18 protein-coding genes, 1 tRNA gene and 1 pseudogene are annotated in these 18,244 nt (G+C 70.2%); 2 read left to right on the top strand and 18 right to left on the bottom strand.

The window, feature by feature from the left end; translation table 11 throughout:
* Nucleotides 1-13 precede the first annotated feature (13 nt).
* The 11 genes and pseudogenes from LCD35_RS02855 to rplJ form a co-directional block, all read right to left on the bottom strand.
* Nucleotides 14-1,120, bottom strand: coding sequence for an MlaD family protein (locus tag LCD35_RS02855; RefSeq protein ID WP_224956691.1), 1,107 nt, complete (start codon nucleotides 1,118-1,120; stop codon nucleotides 14-16).
* Nucleotides 1,120-2,316 carry an MCE family protein gene (locus LCD35_RS02850; RefSeq protein WP_374108026.1) on the bottom strand — a complete coding sequence of 399 codons (1,197 nt, stop codon included), beginning with the start codon at nucleotides 2,314-2,316 and terminating at the stop codon, nucleotides 1,120-1,122. Before LCD35_RS02850 ends, LCD35_RS02855 begins: the two co-directional genes overlap by 1 nt.
* Nucleotides 2,316-3,539 (bottom strand): MCE family protein, encoded by a 1,224-nt coding sequence (locus tag LCD35_RS02845; RefSeq protein ID WP_224956693.1) that lies wholly within the window; start codon nucleotides 3,537-3,539, stop codon nucleotides 2,316-2,318. Before LCD35_RS02845 ends, LCD35_RS02850 begins: the two co-directional genes overlap by 1 nt.
* On the bottom strand, nucleotides 3,536-4,516 hold the full coding sequence (locus LCD35_RS02840) for an MCE family protein (RefSeq protein WP_225043661.1): 981 nt from the start codon (nucleotides 4,514-4,516) through the stop codon (nucleotides 3,536-3,538). The genes LCD35_RS02845 and LCD35_RS02840 overlap by 4 nt, the downstream gene beginning before the upstream one ends.
* The gene (locus tag LCD35_RS02835) at nucleotides 4,513-5,538 is read right to left on the bottom strand and encodes an MCE family protein (protein WP_224956697.1); all 1,026 of its coding nucleotides are present in this window, start codon (nucleotides 5,536-5,538) and stop codon (nucleotides 4,513-4,515) included. The genes LCD35_RS02840 and LCD35_RS02835 overlap by 4 nt, the downstream gene beginning before the upstream one ends.
* Nucleotides 5,535-6,890: an MCE family protein gene (locus LCD35_RS02830; RefSeq protein ID WP_224967149.1), complete on the bottom strand. Its 1,356-nt coding sequence runs from the start codon at nucleotides 6,888-6,890 to the stop codon at nucleotides 5,535-5,537. The genes LCD35_RS02835 and LCD35_RS02830 overlap by 4 nt, the downstream gene beginning before the upstream one ends.
* The gene (locus tag LCD35_RS02825) at nucleotides 6,887-7,717 is read right to left on the bottom strand and encodes an MlaE family ABC transporter permease (RefSeq protein ID WP_374108025.1); all 831 of its coding nucleotides are present in this window, start codon (nucleotides 7,715-7,717) and stop codon (nucleotides 6,887-6,889) included. Before LCD35_RS02825 ends, LCD35_RS02830 begins: the two co-directional genes overlap by 4 nt.
* Before the next feature lie 15 nt (nucleotides 7,718-7,732).
* Nucleotides 7,733-8,545, bottom strand: a complete 813-nt coding sequence (locus LCD35_RS02820; protein WP_225043659.1) for an ABC transporter permease — start codon at nucleotides 8,543-8,545, stop codon at nucleotides 7,733-7,735.
* A 176-nt stretch (nucleotides 8,546-8,721) separates the two neighbouring features.
* Nucleotides 8,722-9,900: pseudogene (locus LCD35_RS02815) on the bottom strand (ABC transporter ATP-binding protein); the annotation flags it as partial.
* 488 nt (nucleotides 9,901-10,388) lie between these two features.
* Nucleotides 10,389-10,775: a 50S ribosomal protein L7/L12 gene (gene rplL / locus LCD35_RS02810; protein ID WP_224956898.1), complete on the bottom strand. Its 387-nt coding sequence runs from the start codon at nucleotides 10,773-10,775 to the stop codon at nucleotides 10,389-10,391.
* Nucleotides 10,776-10,871: 96 nt separating this feature from the next.
* Nucleotides 10,872-11,399, bottom strand: a complete 528-nt coding sequence (gene rplJ, locus LCD35_RS02805; RefSeq protein WP_224956899.1) for a 50S ribosomal protein L10 — start codon at nucleotides 11,397-11,399, stop codon at nucleotides 10,872-10,874.
* 363 nt (nucleotides 11,400-11,762) lie between these two features.
* Here rplJ and LCD35_RS02800 point away from each other — a divergent pair, with 363 nt between their 5' ends.
* Nucleotides 11,763-12,590, top strand: a complete 828-nt coding sequence (locus tag LCD35_RS02800) for a hypothetical protein (protein ID WP_225043657.1) — start codon at nucleotides 11,763-11,765, stop codon at nucleotides 12,588-12,590.
* A 59-nt stretch (nucleotides 12,591-12,649) separates the two neighbouring features.
* Here the strand turns inward: LCD35_RS02800 and rplA are convergent, their stop codons facing one another.
* The 5 genes from rplA to LCD35_RS02775 all read right to left on the bottom strand — a co-directional run bounded on the left by rplA (nucleotide 12,650) and on the right by LCD35_RS02775 (nucleotide 15,529).
* Nucleotides 12,650-13,363, bottom strand: a complete 714-nt coding sequence (gene rplA / locus LCD35_RS02795) for a 50S ribosomal protein L1 (protein ID WP_224956901.1) — start codon at nucleotides 13,361-13,363, stop codon at nucleotides 12,650-12,652.
* A 71-nt stretch (nucleotides 13,364-13,434) separates the two neighbouring features.
* Nucleotides 13,435-13,869, bottom strand: coding sequence for a 50S ribosomal protein L11 (gene rplK / locus LCD35_RS02790; protein ID WP_224956902.1), 435 nt, complete (start codon nucleotides 13,867-13,869; stop codon nucleotides 13,435-13,437).
* Between the two features lie 170 nt (nucleotides 13,870-14,039).
* Nucleotides 14,040-14,912 carry a transcription termination/antitermination protein NusG gene (gene nusG, locus LCD35_RS02785; protein WP_255614194.1) on the bottom strand — a complete coding sequence of 291 codons (873 nt, stop codon included), beginning with the start codon at nucleotides 14,910-14,912 and terminating at the stop codon, nucleotides 14,040-14,042.
* Nucleotides 14,913-15,033: 121 nt separating this feature from the next.
* The gene (gene secE / locus LCD35_RS02780; protein WP_224956905.1) at nucleotides 15,034-15,423 is read right to left on the bottom strand and encodes a preprotein translocase subunit SecE; all 390 of its coding nucleotides are present in this window, start codon (nucleotides 15,421-15,423) and stop codon (nucleotides 15,034-15,036) included.
* Between the two features lie 33 nt (nucleotides 15,424-15,456).
* Nucleotides 15,457-15,529: transfer RNA gene (locus tag LCD35_RS02775), tRNA-Trp, on the bottom strand.
* A 201-nt stretch (nucleotides 15,530-15,730) separates the two neighbouring features.
* Here LCD35_RS02775 and LCD35_RS02770 point away from each other — a divergent pair.
* On the top strand, nucleotides 15,731-16,969 hold the full coding sequence (locus LCD35_RS02770; protein WP_224967095.1) for a pyridoxal phosphate-dependent aminotransferase: 1,239 nt from the start codon (nucleotides 15,731-15,733) through the stop codon (nucleotides 16,967-16,969).
* A 315-nt stretch (nucleotides 16,970-17,284) separates the two neighbouring features.
* Here LCD35_RS02770 and LCD35_RS02765 read toward each other — a convergent pair whose 3' ends face one another.
* Nucleotides 17,285-17,710, bottom strand: coding sequence for a MaoC family dehydratase (locus LCD35_RS02765; RefSeq protein WP_224977475.1), 426 nt, complete (start codon nucleotides 17,708-17,710; stop codon nucleotides 17,285-17,287).
* The gene (locus tag LCD35_RS02760; protein WP_224956908.1) at nucleotides 17,707-18,171 is read right to left on the bottom strand and encodes a MaoC family dehydratase N-terminal domain-containing protein; all 465 of its coding nucleotides are present in this window, start codon (nucleotides 18,169-18,171) and stop codon (nucleotides 17,707-17,709) included. Before LCD35_RS02760 ends, LCD35_RS02765 begins: the two co-directional genes overlap by 4 nt.
* Nucleotides 18,172-18,244 lie beyond the last annotated feature (73 nt).

The following is an 18,244-nucleotide window of genomic DNA, read 5'->3' as shown; positions in this document are numbered from 1 at the left end:
CCGTCGGGCTGGCTCACTGTCCGGGGGCGTTCTGAGCGCCGCGCACGTTGATCGGGCTGCCCGGCGGCTCCGCACAGTGTGCATCAGTGTTCAGCGGTGTCGGCGCCAGGTCGTTGCCCGCACGCTTCTGGGTCGCTTCGTAACCGGCCGTGCACGGCAGCGGGTCGAAGATGTTCAGCGCCAGCCCGAAGTGGGCGGTGCCGTCGCCGGGCACCACGCTGTAGCCGCCAGCGGAGACCATCGGGTAGGTGACCAGCAGCTGCTCGATCCCATCGGTGTTCGCGGCGAGCAGGTCGGTGGTGCTGGTGAGGTTCCGCACCAGGGTGCCGAGCTGCGGCCCGGTCTCGTTGAGCAGCCCGCTGACCTGGCGCGCGGCGGGCGGCGCCTGCTTGATCAGGTTGCGGATGTCCGGGTCGGAGCTGCGCAGCTGCTCGGCCAGCAACCGCAGGTCGGAGCTGTAGGAGCGGATCGCGGAGCCCTGCTCGTTCTGGGTGGCGAGCACGGTGGTGCCGTCCTCCAGCAGCTTCCGGGTCTGCGGCAGGTGCTGCTGGGCTTCGGTGGTGAACTCGCGCGTGGTGTCGAGCACCCGCTGCAGGTTGCCGCCGTTGTTGCGGAACGCGGTGCCGAGCTCGTCGACGACGGTCCGCAGCGAGTCCGGGGGCACCGACTTGGAGAAGTCGTCCAGGTTGGTCATGAGCTCTTCGACCGGCAGCGGCGTGCTGGTGGCCTGCCGCTCGATGACCGACCCGTCCTTCAGGTACGGCCCGGAGCCGGTCCGGGGCCGCAGGTCGACGTACTGCTCGCCGACGGCGGACCGGTTGGTGACGACGGCGTCCACGTCCCGCGGGATGCGGTCGTGGCCCGCGTCGATGTCCAAGGGCACTTCGATGCCGTCGGAGGTCAGCTTCATCTCCCCGACGCGTCCGATGGGCACGCCCCGGTAGGTGACCTCGGCGTTGTCGAAGATGCCGCCGGAATCGGCGAGGTTCATGGTCACCACGTAGCCGCGGGGGCCGAGCAGCCGGTCCAGCCCGGCGTAGCGGGCGCCCGCGTAACCGATGCCGACGAACGCGATCACCACGAACGCGATGACCTGCAGGCGGGTTTTGCGCGTGAGCATCAGTCATCGCCTCCGAACAGGAAGTCGAGCAGCCCGCCGTCCTTCTCGTCCGGTTCGGTGCTCGGCTCGGTGGACGTCTCCGGGGGCGGCTGCGGGGCCGTGGTGCCGGGCTGGGGCTGCGGTTGCAGCGGCAGCGGCGGGGCGCCGGGCAGCTGGACCAGCGGCTGCCGGGAGCGGCCGATGTTGCCGAGGATGTTGGTGAGGTTGAGGTCCGCGTCGATGTACAGGTTGGTGTAGTCGCCCTTGATGCCCTGCACGGCGCCGTCGGTGAACGGGTAGGTCAGCAGGATCTCGAAGGACTTCGGCAGGTCGTCGCCCGCGGCTTCGAGCTGCGCGAGCGTCGGCTGCAGCGCCTGCAGGTTGTGCACCAGGTCGTCCTGGCTGCGGTTGACCACGTCGGTGGCGACCCCGGAGAGCTCGTCCAGCGACTGCAGCATGGTGACCAGCTGGGTCCGCTGGTCGTTGAGCACCTTCAGCCCGGGTTCGAGGTCGCGCCGCGCGGTGTCGATGTTGCCGCGCTGCGCGTCGAGGCTGGCGGAGAGCCGGTTGACGCTGTCCAGCGCGCGGGTGATGTCGTCGCGCTGCGCGTCGAGCCCGGCGACGAGTTCGTCGAGGTTTCCGAGCAGGCTGCGGGCGTCGGCCTCCCGCCCGTCGAGGGCGGTGTTGAGCTCGCGGGTGATGTTCTGCAGCTGGGCGACGCCGCCGCCGTTGAGCAGCAGGGACAGCGCACCGAGGACTTCTTCGACCTCGGGGTTGCGGCCGCTGCGGTCCAGACTGATCACGTCGCCGTTGATGAGCCGGCCCTGCGGTGCTTCCGGTGCGGGCGGCGCGGCGAGTTCGACGTACTTCTCGCCGAGCAGGCTGGACTGGCGGAGCCGGGCGATGGCGTTGCCGGGCAGCTTCACGTCCCGGTTGACCTCCAGAACGGCTTCGGCGTCCCAGGAGCCGTCGGCGAGCCCGATCGTGCTGACCCGCCCGACGGGCACGTCGTTGACCCGCACCCCGGCGTTGGGCACCAGGTCGAGCACGTCGTCGAAGCGCACCTTCACCCGGTAGGGCTTGTCGCCGAGGTCGGCGCCACCGGGCAGGGGTAAGCCGGAGACGCCGGTGAACCCGCAGCCGCTCACCAGCACGAGCGCGCTGGTGGCGAGGGCGAGGACCTTCCCGGCACGGCCGGCCGGGGTTGCACGGCCGATCACTGGCCACCTCCGGTGACGAGCGGGGTGCCGACGCCGCCGAGCGGCAGCGCCGGGTCGCCGGTGGCCGCGCCGTTCTGCTGCGCGGGCGGGTTGCCCTGCGCCTGCGAGAGCAGGTCGGCGATGCTGGTGAACGGCAGGATCCCGTCCAGCACCGGCTGGATCGCGTTGCACGCGTCGAGCACGTTGTCCGGCAGTTGCAGCGGGGTTCCGGCGGTGGGCTGGCGGACGAGCTTGCACACCCCCACCAGCGGCGGCTCGTTCAGCTCGTTGATGACCGCGCGGGTGTCGAGGGTCCCGGAGGCGGCGTTGTAGGAGTTCTGCAGGTTGCCCAGCGCCAGCGGCGCGTCCCGCAGCGATTCGGACAGGGCCGCCTTCTGGTTCACCAGCACTTGGGCGACGCCGTTGAGCTGGTCCACGTTGGACTTGAGCTGCCCGCGGTTCTCCCGCACGAACTGCTCGACCTTGCCGAGCGCGACGGCGAGTTCGGCGAAGGACGCGCCGAGGTCCTCCCGCTCCCCCGCCAGCAACGAGCTGACGTCCTGCATCTGGGTGTTGAACCGGCGCACCTGCTCGTCGTTGTCGTTGAGCATGGTGGTGAACCGCTGCAGGTTGTCGACGGTGGCGAACAGGTCCTTGCTGCTGCCGGAGAGCGTGCTGCCCGCCTGGCCGAGGTGCTGCAGCGTGTCGGCGAGCGCCTGGCCGTTGCCGTCGAGGTTGGCGGCACCGGTGTCGAGCAGCCGGGTCAGCGCCCCGTCCTTGTTCGCGCCGTCCGGCCCGAGCGCCGCGGTGATGTCGTTGAGGCTGCGGTACACCTCGTCGAGCTCGACGGGGGTGGCGGTGCGCTCCTTCGGGATGACGGCGCCGTCGGCTAGCTTCGGCCCTCCCTTGTAGACCGGGGCGAGCTGCACGTACCGGTCGCTGACGACGCTCGGCGAGACGAGCACCGCGTTCACCTCGGCGGGCACGTCCACGTCGCGGTCCAGCGACATGGTGACCTTCACGGTCTGCCCGTGCGGTTCGACCTGGTCGACGGTGCCCATCGGGACGCCGAGCATCCGCACGTCCCCACCGGGGTAGACGCCGACCGCGGCGGAGAAGTAGGCGGTGACGCGCTTCTCGTTCGCCCCGTAGAACAGCCACCACACGGCACCGGTGGCCAGCAGCGCCACCGCGCAGGCGATCGCGATCATGCTGGTGAGGGGTGGTTTCCGGGTGCTCATGGCTTGCAGCCCTCCGGGTTGATCGGGCCGACGCTGGGCGGCAGCAGACCGCAGATGTAGGTGTCGAACCAGCGGCCGGTGCCGAGCACGTTCGAGAACACCCGGGTGAACGGGCCGAACGCCTCGATGCTGCGGTCGAGGTTGTCCTGGTTGCGCTGCAGCATCTTGGTGACCTTGTCCAGCTGGGCCAGGGTCGGTCCGAGCTGCGCCTGGTTGTCGTCGACGAGTCCGCTCAGCTGGGCGGAGAGGGCCCGGGTGCCGTCGAGCAGCGAGCTGATCTGGTCGCGCCGCTCGCGGACCTCCTGCAGCAGCAGGTTCCCGTCGGCGAGCAGCTTCTCGAACTCGGCGTTGCGGTCGGCGACGGTGCGGGAGACGTTCGCGGTGTTCGCCAGCAGCTCCTTGAGCTGCTGGTCGCGGGAGGAGATGGTCTGCGACAGCGCGGACAGCCCGTTGAGCGCGCCGCGCACGTCGTCGGGGGTGTCGGAGAACGTGTCGGACAGCGTCTGGAAGCTCTCGGCGAGCTGCTCGGTGTCGATGCTGCCGACGGTGCGCTGCAGGCCGCTGAACGCCTCGATCACGTCGTAGGGAGCCATGGTCCGGTTCAGCGGGATCGGGTCCGAACCGGACTGCTCGCGGTCACCGCGCGGATCCAGCGCCAGGTACTTCTGCCCCAGCAAGGTCTTGATCTTGATGGCGGCGGTGGTGTTGTTCCCGATCCAGGTGTCCTTGACCCGGAACGAGACGGCCACGTGGTCGCCTTCGAGCTCGACGGAGCTGACGGTGCCGACCTTCACCCCGGCCACCCGGACCTCGTTGTCCGGCATCAGCCCGGCGGCCTCGCTGAAGTTCGCCTGGTAGCGGCTGCCGCTGATCAGCGGCAGCCGCTCGAAGTTCATCGCGATGACGAACCCGATCAGCAGCACCAGCAGGCCGGCGATGCCGATCTTCAGCGGATCGCGTTTCTGGAAAGACGTCATCCTTGGCACCTCGGCTGGGTCACGGGCATCAGCGGCAGCGGGATGTTGACGTCGCCGATGCCGACCTTCCCGGACAGCCCGCACAGGAAGAAGTTGAACCAGGCGCCGTGCGTACCGGTGCGCGTGATCGTCTCCAGCTTGTCGGGCATGTTCTGGAGGGTCCGCTCGGTGATGTCCTCGTTGTCGTTGAGGTTCTTGGACAGCTCGCCGAGCCCGGCGATGTCCTGCTGCAGCGGCGGTCGCGCCTCGGTCAGCAGGCCGGCGGTGGTGTTGGTGAGCCCGTCCAGCGCGCCCACCGCGTCCCCGATGGACTCGCGGTCCTCGGACAGCCCGGACACGACCTGCTGGAGCTGCACGATCAGGCCGGACAGCTGGTCGTCGCGGGCGTTGACGGTGCCGAGCACGTTGTTCAGGTTGGTGACGACCTCGCCGATCACCTGGTCCTTCGCGGCGAGCGTGGAGGTCAGCGACGCGGTGTGCGACAGCAGGCTCTGCACCGTGCCGCCCTCGCCCTGCAGGACCTGGATGATCTCGTAGGACAACTTGTTCACGTCGTCCGGCGACAGCGCCTGGAACAGCGGTTTGAACCCGCCGAGCAGCACCGTGAGGTCCAGCGCCGGTTTGGTCTGGGCGAGCGGGATGGTGCCGCCCGCGGGCAGGTAGTCGTTCGGCGCGCCCGCGCCCTGCTCCAGCGCCACGTAGCGCTGCCCCACCAGGTTCCGGTACTTGATCGTCGCCCGGACCGACTTGGGCAGCTTGCGCTCCGAGACGCTGAACTCGACCTCGGCGGTCCGCCGGTCCACCACCTGCACGTCCTCGACCTGGCCGACCTTGACGCCGGAGATGCGGACCTCGTCGCCCACGTTGAGGGCGGTCGCGTCGGTAAACCGGGCCTTGTAGTTCTCCGCGGACCGCAGGTCGTTGTTCGCGATGGTGATCACCAGGACCCCGGTCGCCAGCAACGTGACGAGCACGAAGATGCCGAATTTGACCAGGGGGCCGAAGACGCCGCGCGCGTTCACCGGTAGCTCACCTCCGCTCCGCGCAGGACCGGGCCCACCAGCAGCGAACCCCAGCCGGGCACGTTCTGGGCGGGCTCACCGATCGTGGGTGCCAGCACCGTCGAGACCATGTCCCGTTCGGCCGGCGAGTTCTGCACTCCGAGGTCGTCGGAGGCGGGCGCCGCCTGCGGCGTGGTGCTCGCGGGAGCACCGCCGCTGGGCAGCAGGCCGTCGTTGCCGGTGCGGGACGCCGGCGGCGGCACCGAACCGTCGTTGAGCGGGCCGTCCGGCGGGTACTGCGGGAAGGGCTTGGGGCCGTTCACGAAGTCGTAGCAGCGCGGGCCGCGCTTGTCGCCGTACACCGGCTCGTCCTGGTTCGGGACGTACTTGCCGCGGTTCGGCACGATCTCCAGCGTGATGTGCAGGCCCGGTTCCTCCGTGCCCACGCCGAACGCCTGGTCGATCAGCGGCACGTAGTCGGCCATGCCCTTGAGGAAGCAGGGGAACGCCGGGGAGTACTTCGCGAACACGTCCGCGGTGGGCCGCGCCGACTCGCCGAGCCGGATCAGGTCGTCGCCGTTGGCTTCGAGGAACCCGGTGGCGTCGTTCGACGTGGTCGTCAGCTGGGAGGTGAGTCTGCGCAGGTTCTCCTGCTGGTCCACCAACGTCCGCGAGGTCTGCGACAGATCACCCAGCGCCGCCAGCACGTCCGGCGCCGCCTGCTCGTAGGTCTCCGCCACCCCGACCAGCTGCCGCAGGTTCTCCTGCAACTGCGGCACCGACGGGTTCAACCCCGCCACGTACTCGTTCAACCGCGAGATCGTGTCCCCGATCGACTCACCACGACCGTCCAACGCCTGGCTCAACGAATTCAACGTCACCGCCAGATCGTCCGGGTGGATCGCCTCCAGCACCGGCATCGTGTCCGCCAGCACCGTCTCCAACTCCACCGACGCCCGCGTCCGATCCTGCGAGATCACATCACCCGAAGCCAACCGCACCGACGACGCCCGCTCCGGCACGTCCAACGACACGTACCGCTCCCCGAACAACGTCCGCGGCAACAACCGCGCCGACACGTTCGACGGCAACAACCGCGCCTTCTCCGGCTCCAACGCCAAGTGCAACTCCGCACCGCCGTCGACAGGCCGCACCTCGGAGACCCGGCCGATGATCATGCCGCGGGCTTTGACGTCCGAGTCCGGCATCAGCTGGTTCCCGGTGGACGCCGCCTTCAGCACCACGTTCACAGTGGACTCGAAGGCCCGCTGGTAGGTGGCGATCGAGAACGCCAGGAACAGCACGATGACCATCAGCAGCGCCAGGCCGAGCAGCCTGCGCCGCACCGTGAGCAGTGCCGTGCGAGTACTCATCCCGTGATCCGAACCGTCGTCGTGGTGCCCCAGATCGCGAGGCTGAGGAAGAAGTCGAGCAGGGCCGTCGTCACGATCGCGGTGCGCACCGCGCGCCCCACCGCGACGCCGACGCCCGCCGGACCGCCGCTGGCCCGGTAGCCGTAGTAGCAGTGCGTCATGATCACCACGACGCTGAAGACCAGCACCTTCCCGAAGGACCACAGCACGTCCTCCGGTGGGAGGAACAGGTTGAAGTAGTGGTCGTAGGTGCCCGCCGACTGCCCGTACAGCTGCACCGTCACCGTCCGCGCCGCCAGGTACGAGGTGAGCAGCCCCAGCACGTACAGCGGCACCACCGCCACGAACCCGGCCATCACCCGGGTCGTCACCAGGTACGGCAGGCTCGGCACGCCCATGACCTCCAGCGCGTCGATCTCGTCGGAGATCCGCATCGCGCCGAGCTGCGCGGTGAACCCGGACCCGACCGTCGCCGACAGCGCCAGCCCGGCGACCAGCGGCGCGATCTCGCGGGTGTTGAAGTAGGCCGAGACGAACCCGGCGAACGCCGAGGTGCCCAGCTGGTTCAGCGCCGCGTAGCCCTGCAGGCCCACCACGGTGCCGGTGAACAGCGTCATGCCGATCATCACGCCGACCGTGCCGCCGATCACCGCGAGCGCCCCGCTACCGAAGCTGACCTCGGTCAGCAGCCGCAGCGTCTCCTTGGCGTAGCGGGTGACGGACTTCGGGATCCAGCCCAGCGTCCGCAGGTAGAACGACATCTGGTCGCCCAGATCGTCGAGCATCTGAAGTGGCCGTCGAGCCACGCTCTTCAAGCGCTGCGTCATCGTCGTCATGCCCGCTCACATCCCCTTGGGCGGCACGACCTGCAGGTAGATCGTGGTCAGAATGAAGTTCACCGCGAACAGCAGCAGGAAGGTGATCACCACGGCCTGGTTCACCGCGTCGCCCACGCCCTTCGGCCCGGGCGGCGGGTTCAACCCGCGGTAGGCCGCGACCACGCCCGCCAGGAAACCGAAGATCAAGGCCTTGAGCTCGCTGATCCACACGTCCGGCAGCTGCGCCAGCGCGTTGAAGCTCGCCATGTAGGCGCCGGGCGTACCGCCCTGCATGATCACGTTGAAGAAGTAGCCGCCGAGCACGCCGACGACGCTGACCATGCCGTTGAGCAGCACCGCCACCAGGATCGCCGCCAGCACCCGCGGCACCACCAGCCGCTGCACCACGGAGACGCCGAGCACCTCCATCGCGTCGATCTCGTCGCGGATCTTCCGCGAGCCGAGGTCGGCGCAGATCGCCGAACCACCGGCACCGGCGATCAGCAGCGCCGTCACGATCGGGCTGGCCTGCTGGATGATCGCCAGCACGCTCGCGCCACCGGTGAACGACTGGGCGCCGATCTGGCGGGTCAGCGAACCCAGCTGCAGCGCGATGACCGCGCCGAACGGGATCGCCACCAGCGCGGTGGGCAGGATGGTCACGCTGGCGATGAACCAGCACTGCTGGATGAACTCACGGAACTGGAACGGCCGGCTCGGGATGGACCGGACCACGTCCAGTCCCAGTGCGAACAACCGGCCCGTCTCGCGCAATGCTCCCGATCCCGGGAAGGATCGTGCGCTGCTCGCCCGCGATCGCGTGGGCGGTGCGCTCACTGCTCACCACCTTTGCGGCGTCCGAACCAGCGGCGGCGCGCGCTCACCGGTTCGTCATCGGGCTGGAAACCGGACTGCAGCGGCGGTTCCCCGCGCGGGCGGGGCCGCGGCGAGGGGCGCGCCCCGTGTCCGGGTTGGGCGGGTCCGTGCGAACCCGGGGTCTGAGCGGGCCTGCCCTGCGGGGCGGCCGCCGGTTGCTGCGGGGCGGGGTGCCGGGTCGCGGGGTTCGGCGTCGTCGGGTTCGGCGTCGTCTGCTCGGCCGGTCCCTGCGGAGCCTGCTGCGCGGCCGCGGCGGGCTGCTGCGGTACCTGCGCGACCTCGCCCTGCGACAGGGTGCCGCTGCGCACGCCCGCGGTCGCCGGGGCTCCTTCGCGGATCCCGTAGCGCTCCCGCTCCTGCGGGGTGAGGCTCTTGAAGATCTCCTGCTGCGCCGACGGGGTCAGCGAACCCAGGTTCGCCATCACCCGGTCCTGCCTGCGCCGCACCGCGGTGCGCTCCGGCAGGCCCGGCGTCGCCTCCAGCTGGGGCATGATGTGCGGGACGCCCTGCTCCCCGCGCAGCTCGGCGAGCTCGGCGGCCGCCTGGCCGGCGTCCTTCTCCTCGCTCATCCCGATCGGGCCCTGCCTGCGGCCGTTGAGGAACTGCTCCACCACCGGTTCCGTCGAGGTCAGCAGCACCTCCCGCGGCCCGTACATCACCAGGTTGCGGCGGAACAGCATCCCGATGTTGTCCGGCACCGTGCGGGCCGTGTTGATGTCGTGCGTGACGATCAGGCAGGTCGCGTCGATCTGCGCGTTCAGGTCCACGATCAGCTGGTTCAGGTAGGCCGTGCGCACCGGATCCAGGCCGGAGTCCGGCTCGTCGAACAGCAGGATCTCGGGATCGAGCACCAGCGCCCTGGCGAGCCCGGCGCGCTTGCGCATGCCGCCGGAGATCTCGCCCGGCAGCTTGGTCTCGGCACCGAGCAGGCCGACCATCTCCATCTTCTCCATCACGACCTGGCGCACCTCGGACTCGTTCTTCCGGGTGTGCTCGCGCAGCGGGAAGGCGATGTTGTCGTAGAGGTTCATCGAGCCGAACAAGGCGCCGTCCTGGAACAGCACGCCGAAAAGCTTCCGGATCTCGTAGAGGTCCTTCTCCGCGCAGTCGCAGACGTCGACGCCGTCGATCAGAACCTTGCCCTGCTCCGGCTTCAGCAGCCCCACCAAGGACTTCAGGAAGACCGACTTGCCGGTGCCCGACGGACCCAGCAGCACGCTGATCTCGCCGGTCGGCAGGGTCAGCGTCACGTCCCGCCAGATGGTCTGCGCGCCGAAGGACTTGGACAAGCCCTCGACCCTGACCTCGACACCCATCCGGCACCTCCGCGTTCCTTCGTTGGCCGCGTTACTCGCTGGCATCACTCCGCCAAGTGCAGTAGCGCACCCGAACGGGGAGCCTCGCATATGTGACTCGACTAACCGACGTCAGGAGCGTCACACCTATGCAACGAGCGAGACGCGCACAGGTTACTCACGAGTTCAGTTAGATTCCCAGAGCGCGGCGCAAATCGTTCCGAACTGTCCGGATCTGTGGTTTCGCAGACCGAAAAAATCAATGAAATGTGCACGGACCGCAAAAAGGCGGGCACCCGGGGTGGGTCCCCCCCTTCTCATGCCACTCGCGGAATGATCTTTTCAACGCGGGCCGGGCGGACGGGGAGATCCAGTGCACGGATCTCCCGCGACGATCGTTATCCGATCGATTCGCGGACCGCCCGGCGCCCTCCGCTGAGCATTCCGGTTCGCGGCGGAAGTGCATGCCGACCGTGACACCGCGTGAGCGGTGCCCGGCCGGCGGGAGATCACTTCAGGGTGATCTTGGCGCCGGACTCCTCCAGCTTGGCCTTGGCCTCGTTGGCCTTGTCCTTGTCGACCTTCTCCAGGAGGGCCTTCGGGGCGCCCTCGACGAGCTCCTTGGCCTCCTTCAGGCCCAGGCCGGAGACGACCTCGCGGACGACCTTGATGACCTGGATCTTCTTGTCGCCGGCGTCCTCGAGGACGACGTCGAACTCGTCCTGCTCCTCGACCTCGGCGGCAGCGCCACCGGCGGCCGGGGCGGCCACGGCCGCGACCGGGGCGGCGGCGGTGACGTCGAAGGTCTCCTCGAACTGCTTCACGAACTCGGAGAGCTCCAGCAGCGTCATTTCCTTGAAGACGTCCAGCAGCTCGTCGTTGCTCAGCTTGGCCATGACGGCGTTCCTTTCAGATCTGCGTCCGCCTCGGCGAACGGGTGCGATGTGCGGGCGGAATCCCGGCGCGCGCGCAGCGTTCCGGGCCGGGACGGATCAGGAGTCCGACTCGGCGCCCTTCTTCTCCTGCAGCGCGGCGGCCAGGCGCGCGACCTGGGACGCCGGAGCGGCGAACAGGCCTGCGGTCTGGTTCAGCTTGCCCTTCAGCGCGCCGGCCAGCTTGGACAGCGTGACCTCGCGCGAGTCCAGGTCGGCGATCCGCTCGACCTCGGAAACCGAGATCGCGCGGCCGTCCATGTAGCCGCCCTTGATCACCAGGGCCTGGTTGTCCTTGGCGAAATCGCGGAGCGCCTTCGCCGCGTCCACCGGCTCGCCCTCGATGAAGGCGATCGCGGTGGGGCCGACGAACAGGTCGTCGAGGCCTTCGACCCCGGACTGCTCGGCGGCCCGCTTGACGAGCGTGTTCTTCGCGACCCGGTAGGTCGTGCCCTCGCCCAGGGCGGTGCGCAGCTGCCCCAGCTGCGCCATGGACAGCCCGCGGTACTCGGTCACCACGGTGGTGGTCGCGGTGTTGAACCGCGAAGCGATCTCTTCGACCGCGTCGACCTTCTCCGGCTTTGCCATGTCGCCTCCTCTCTTCGATCGACTCGGAATCCCGCGAAAGCGGATTCGTAGCCGGTTGACGATCCCGAGGAGACGAAAAACGCCCCGGCGCAGCAGGCACGGGGCGGAAACTCAGCACCGGCGCGCATGCGCGCTCAGGTGCGGCCACGTCCTCCTGCGCGGGCCGCCCGCATCGCAACGGGACCTTCGTTTCCGCGCATCGCGAGCGACGCGTGGAAAGACCAGCGGTCTTGGGTGGAACTGCGACCAGAGTACTGCACCCCCGCGGCAGCTCGGACGGCACCCCCGCAGGTGGGCGGCCCGACGCAACCGCCGCGGCGCGGGACGATCACCACCCTTGCCCGGCACGGCAAGATGTCATTCGTGGCCGACCCGAACGAGTCGCACCGCGACGACCGAACCCCCCGCCCGGACGCGACCCCCGAAGTGGTGGACGCCGAACTCGTGCCGGATCCGCCGCGCACCCCGCCGGTGAGCGCGCCCGCACCCGACGACGAGCAGGCCCGGCAGTACGAGCAGTACCAGCGGTTCCTGGAGTTCCAGCGGTTCCAGGAGTGGCAGCGCGGGCAGGACGGCACCGGCGCGCAGGCCGCACCACCGCCCCCACCGCCCGCCCCCCCCCCACCGCCCCAGCGCAGGCCCTGGGGGGTGAAGGCGCTGGTCCTGCTGTGGTCGCTGCTGCGGCCGCTGCTCGGGAGGCTGCTGTTCCTGCTCGTGACGGTGGCGCTGGTCGTGCTGCTGCTGTTCTGGCTGCTGTCCAAGCTGCTCGGTGGCGTCACCGGCGGTGGCGGAGGAGGCGGTGGGACCGGCGGCGCTCCCCCGGACGCCGCGCCCGTCACCCCGCCGTCGCCACAACGCGTCGTCCGCGCCTTCTACGGCTACGTCGCGCACCAGCCGGAGCAGGTCTGCGCCCTGTTCACCCCCGAAGGCGGGAGCGCCTTCGCCTACTACTCGCAGACCGCCGACTGCGCCGCCGCCGCGGTCGCGGCGCACGAGAAGGTCACCGAACCGAACTCGTTCAGCAGCCCGCGCTTCACCAACGACGTCATCCAGGAGAGCGAGGGCACGGCCGTCGTCGACTCCTGCGCGCTGAGCGTGTCCGGTGGCCCGCCGCTCGGGAAGTTCAGCATGTCCCGCCAGCCCAACGGCGGCTGGCAGATCGACAACTACGAACCCGCCGCCTGCTCCTGAGAATGCGAAAGCGGGGCGCCCCCCGGACGGGGACGGCCCGCTCGCAGCGGAAGTCCGCGTCAGGCAGGAGCCTCGGTGAGGTTCCGGGTCAAGCTCGGGTCCACCGGGATGCCCGGGCCCATCGTCGTCGTGAAGGTGACCTTCTTGACGTAGCGGCCCTTGGAGGTGGACGGCTTGGCACGCAGGATCTCGTCCAGCGCGGCCGCGTAGTTCTCCACCAGCTGCGTGGTGTCGAACGAGGCCTTGCCGATGATCAGGTGCAGGTTGGCCTGCTTGTCCACCCGGAAGCTGATCTTGCCGCCCTTGATCTCGGAGACGGCCTTCGTGACGTTCGGGGTGACGGTGCCGGTCTTCGGGTTCGGCATGAGGCCGCGCGGCCCGAGGACTCGCGCGATCTTGCCGACCTTCGCCATCTGGTCCGGGGTGGCGATCGCCGCGTCGAAGTCGAGCCAGCCGCCCTGGATGCGCTCGATGAGGTCTTCGGAGCCGACCGCGTCCGCGCCGGCGGCCTCGGCCTCGGCGGCCTTGTCCCCGGTGGCGAACACGATGACCCGGACGGTCTTGCCAGTGCCGTGCGGCAGGTTCACGGTCCCGCGGACCATCTGGTCGGCCTTGCGCGGGTCGACGCCCAGACGCAGGGCCACCTCGACGGTGGGGTCCATCTTGACCTTGGCGGTCTTCTTGGCCAGCTCGACGGCCTCCAGCGGCGCGTACAGCCGCGCGCGGTCGACCAGCTCGGCGGCCTGCTGATATGCCTTGCTGCGCTTAGTCATTCTCTGTCCTTAACGGTGGATCAGTCGTGGTCGCGTAGGGCTGCGCGAGCCCTCCCACACGTGCCGGTTCGTCAGCCTTCGACGGTGAGACCCATCGACCGGGCGGTGCCGGCGATGATCTTCGAGGCCTGGTCGAGGTCCTTGGCGTTGAGGTCGACCATCTTGGTCTGCGCGATCTCGCGGATCTGGTCCGCGGTGACCTTGCCGACCTTCGACTTGTGCGGCTCGCCGCTGCCCTTCTGCACACCCGCGGCCTTCAGCAGCAGCTTCGCCGCCGGCGGGGTCTTCAGGTTGAAGGTGAAGGAGCGGTCTTCGAACACGGAGATCTCGACCGGCACCACGTCGCCGCGCTGGCTTTCCGTGGCGGCGTTGTAGGCCTTGCAGAACTCCATGATGTTCACGCCGTGCTGGCCCAGCGCCGGGCCGACGGGCGGAGCCGGGTTGGCCTGGCCTGCCGAGATTTGCAGCTTGATGATCGCTGCGAGCTTCTTCTTCTTGGGCGGCATCTCTAGCTTCCTAGTGTCTTCGGTGTCCGTTCGCCCGACCCGAGGACGGGCCGGGCACGGGCGGGGACCACGACGGTGGCATCGCCCGTTCCCGCGGCAGGTCCTGCCAGAGCCTGCCGCAGCCGCCGGAATCCCCTCGTCGGCCCGTCGCCGGGCTTCCGGGGAACCGGTCAGATCTTGGAAACCTGGTTGAACGACAGCTCGACCGGCGTCTCCCGGCCGAAGATCGACACCAGCACCTTGAGCTTCTGGTTGTCGGCGTTGACCTCGCTGATCGTCGCGGGCAGCGTGGCGAACGGGCCGTCCATGACGGTGATCGACTCGCCGACCTCGAAGTCCACCTCGACCGAGGGCTTCGCGGACGCGGCGGGCTGGGCGGCCTTCTTGCCCTGCTCCGGCTTCGCTTCCTTCTCCGCCTGCGGCGCGAGGAACTTCAGCACGTCGTTGATGCCCAGCGGCGAAGGCTGCGAGGTCGCACCGATGAACCCGGTGACACCCGGGGTGTTGCGGACCGCGCTCCACGAGGCGTCGTTGAGCTCCATGCGAACCAGGATGTAGCCGGGCAGCACCTTGCGCTGCACCAGCTTGCGCTGGCCGTTCTTGATCTCGGTGACCTCTTCGGTGGGCACCTCGACCTGGAAGATGTAGTCCTCGACGTCCAGCGTCTGGGCGCGGGTCTCCAGGTTCGTCTTGACCTTGTTCTCGTAGCCGGCGTACGAGTGCACGACGTACCACTCGCCCGGAGCGCGGCGCAGCGCGGCGCGCAGCTCCTCGACCGGGTCGGCCTCGGCCTCTTCCTCGGCTTCGGCTTCCTCGGCCTCGGCGCTCTCCGCTTCGGCTTCGGTGCTCTCGGCGCCGTCGTCCTCGGTGGACTCCGCGGACTCGGCCGCTTCGTCGGTCGCCGCGTCGTCCGCCGAGGCCTCCTCGTCGGCGCCGGTGGTCGAACCGGTGTCCTCGCCGGAGTCGGCGCCGCGAGCGGAGTCGACGTCGTCGGCCACCGCCGACTCCTCGGCCTCGGCCGGCGCACCGGTCCGGCCGGTCAACTCCTGGTCCTCGTGGGAGGTCCCGTCTCCTGAGGTCACAGTGGGTCTCGCTTCCTCTCGTGCGTTATGCGCCGGGTCGATGGCGCGACAGCGGCCCGCTGTTCGCCGCGGGCCGTGGCGCTCAGCCGAACAACCAGAGCACGCCCTTGGCGAACAGCACGTCCAGGCCGGCGACGAACGCCACCAGAATGCTGACGAACACGAGCACCACGAGCGTGTAGGTGATCAGTGCCCGGCGTGTCGGCCAGATGACCTTGCGCAGCTCGGCGACGACCTCGCGCAGGAAGCGCCACACCTTGCGGAACGGCGAGACCCGACCCTTCCGGCCGTCTCGCGACGGAGTCGGCCGACCCTTCGACTCAGTTGTGCGGGTGGCACCGGAGTCCGGCCCGCCCGCACCGCCCTGCCGGGCGGAAGCGCGGGAGGCGCGACGCTCGCGTCGTGCGGCGGCGCTGGAGGGCTGAGCGGCATCCTGCTGCTCGTCCGGCCCCTGCTCGCGGTCGTCGCTCACGCCTGCTTCCTCCGCTCACCGTGTGCATCGACGCAGGGGTGACAGGACTCGAACCTGCAACCTGCGGTTTTGGAGACCGCTGCTCTGCCAATTGAGCTACACCCCTTCGCGACCGTCGGCCGCGTCGGAACACACCATACGCCAGCCCCGAAACCGGCCTACGCCGAGTTCGGGTGCGGGTGTACCGGCATCCCAAGACGGGAAGTGTACGGGATCGCTCCGCGCCTCCTGCACGGGCGGTCCGACAACGGCGAACGCCGAGGCGGGGAGCGTGCCGCCCCGGTTCGCGCTCTGCGAAGATGTTCCCATGTCAGCACCACTGGACCAGTCCGAGTCAGGCACCTCGAAGCGGCGCGTCTCCGCCCGCGTCGGCGGCATCAGCGAGTCCGCGACGCTCGCGGTCGACTCGAAGGCGAAAGCGCTCAAGGCGGCCGGGCGGCCCGTCATCGGCTTCGGCGCCGGCGAGCCCGACTTCCCCACCCCGCAGCCCGTCGTGGACGCCGCGATCGCGGCCTGCGCCGACCCGCGCAACCACCGCTACAGCCCCGCCGCGGGCCTGCCGGAACTGCGGGAGGCGATCGCGGCGAAGACCCTGCGCGACTCCGGGCTGACCGTCGACCCCAGCCAGGTGCTGGTCACCAACGGCGGCAAGCAGGCCGTCTACCAGGCGTTCGCCACGCTGCTCGACCCGGGCGACGAGGTGCTGCTGCCCGCTCCCTACTGGACGACCTATCCGGAGGCGATCGAGCTCGCCGGGGGCGTGCCGGTCGTGGTGCCCACCGACGACACCACCGGGTTCCTCGCGAGCGTCGAGCAGCTGGAGGCCGCTCGGACCTCGCGCACCAAGGTCCTGCTGTTCAACTCCCCGTCCAACCCCACCGGTGCCGTGTACCCGCCGGAGCAGGTCCGGGCCATCGGCGAGTGGGCGGTGCGCAACGGGATCTGGGTCATCACGGACGAGATCTACGAGCACCTGGTCTACGGCGATGCCGAGCACGTCTCGATCGCCGCGCAGGTCCCGGAGCTCGCCGACACCTGCGTGATCCTCAACGGCGTCGCGAAGACCTACGCGATGACCGGCTGGCGGGTCGGCTGGATGATCGGCCCGAAGGACGTGATCAAGGCGGCCGCGAACCTGCAGTCGCACCTGTCGTCGAACGTGGCGAACGTGTCGCAGCGGGCCGCGCTGGCGGCGGTGAGCGGATCGCTGGACGCCGTCGCCGACATGCGCGCCGCGTTCGACCGGCGCCGCCGCACCATCGTCGAGATGCTCTCGGCGATCCCGGGCGTGACCTGCCCGGAGCCCGAGGGCGCCTTCTACGCGTACCCGTCGGTGCAGGAGCTGCTGGGCAAGGAGATCCGCGGCGCCCGCCCGAAGACCAGCGCGGAGCTCGCCGAGCTCGTGCTGGAGCAGGCCGAGGTCGCCGTGGTGCCCGGGGAGGCCTTCGGCACCCCCGGCTACTTCCGGCTGTCCTACGCGCTCGGCGACGAGGACCTCGTGGCCGGCGTGCAGCGCGTCGCCGACCTGCTCGGCGAGGCGAAGTGAGCCGGGGGGGGGGGGGGGGGGGGGGGGGGGGGCCGGGGCCCCCCCGCCGCCGGGCGGGGGGGGGGGGGCGCGCGGGGGCGCCGCCGCCGCGAGGCCCCACGCCCGGGCGGCGCGCGGGCCGGCGCGCCCCGGCGGGGGGGCGGGGGGGGCGCGCGGGGCGGGGGGGGGGGGCGGGGCGCCCCCCCCCCCCGCCCCCCCCGGAGCCGGCGCGCGGCCCGTTCCGAGGGCTGAACCGCACCCAGGGCCGCGCGCGGGCCGTGATCCTCTCCGGACTGCCGGGCCGCGCCCATGACGCCGCTCGGAGCCGATCAGCCGCTATTCCGGCAGCCGCACGACGGCGTTGGCGCCGCCGAGGACCGACTGGTCGTCGCTGCGGGCCGTGATGAGCACCTTCGCGGTGCCGTCCTCGTTCACCGCGGACACCTTGCCGCTCAGCTCCACCCGTGCCCCGACCCCGTCGTCCGGGACCACCACGGGGCGGGTGAACCGCACCGAGCAGTCCACGATCGCCGCCGGGTCGCCGGTCCACTCCGACACCAGCCGGCCGGCCAGCGCCATCGTGAACATCCCGTGCGCGATCACGTCGGGCAGGCCCACCTCGGTGGCGAACCGCTCGTTCCAGTGGATCCGGTTGAAGTCCCCGGACGCGCCCGCGTACCGCACCAGGTCCTCGCGGGTCACCGCGACGCTCAGCGCGGGCAGCTCGTCGCCCTTAAACACCTCGGACAGCCGCACCGTCATGCCTGTTCCCCCTGCTCCGCCGTACCGCGCGCCACCAGCGTCGAGATCGCCGTGCACACCGGTTCGCCGTCCGCGGTGGCGATCTCGGCGCGCACCGTGAGGAAGTCGTTGCCCGCGCGGGCCTTGATGTCGTCCACGACCACGGAGGTGCGCAGCACATCCCCGGCCCGGATCGGGCGGTGGTGGGTGAAGCGCTGGTTGCCGTGCACGACCTTGCTGTAGTCCAGCCCGAGCGCGGAGTCGGCCACCACCGCGTCGTGCGCGCGCATCGAGAGGATCACCGCGAACGTCGGCGGGGCGATCACGTCCGGATGTCCGGCGGCCTGCGCGGCCGCGGCGTCGCGGTGCAGCGGCGAGGAGTCCTTGATGGCGTCGGCGAACTCGCGGATCTTCTCGCGGCCGACCTCGTAGGGCTCCGTGGGCGGGTATTCACGTCCGATGAATGACTGGTCTAGCGGCACCAGCGCAGGCTACCGACCGCACCACCGGACTCCGGCACCAGACGCGAAGAACCCGCCGCGGCCAGCAGGCCGG

The organism is Saccharopolyspora sp. 6V (assembly GCF_020176785.1).
Classification (GTDB): Bacteria; Actinomycetota; Actinomycetes; order Mycobacteriales; family Pseudonocardiaceae; genus Saccharopolyspora_C; species Saccharopolyspora_C gregorii.
The sequence above is the reverse complement of the archived record's forward strand: the minus strand, read 5'-3'. Positions and strand labels throughout refer to the sequence as shown.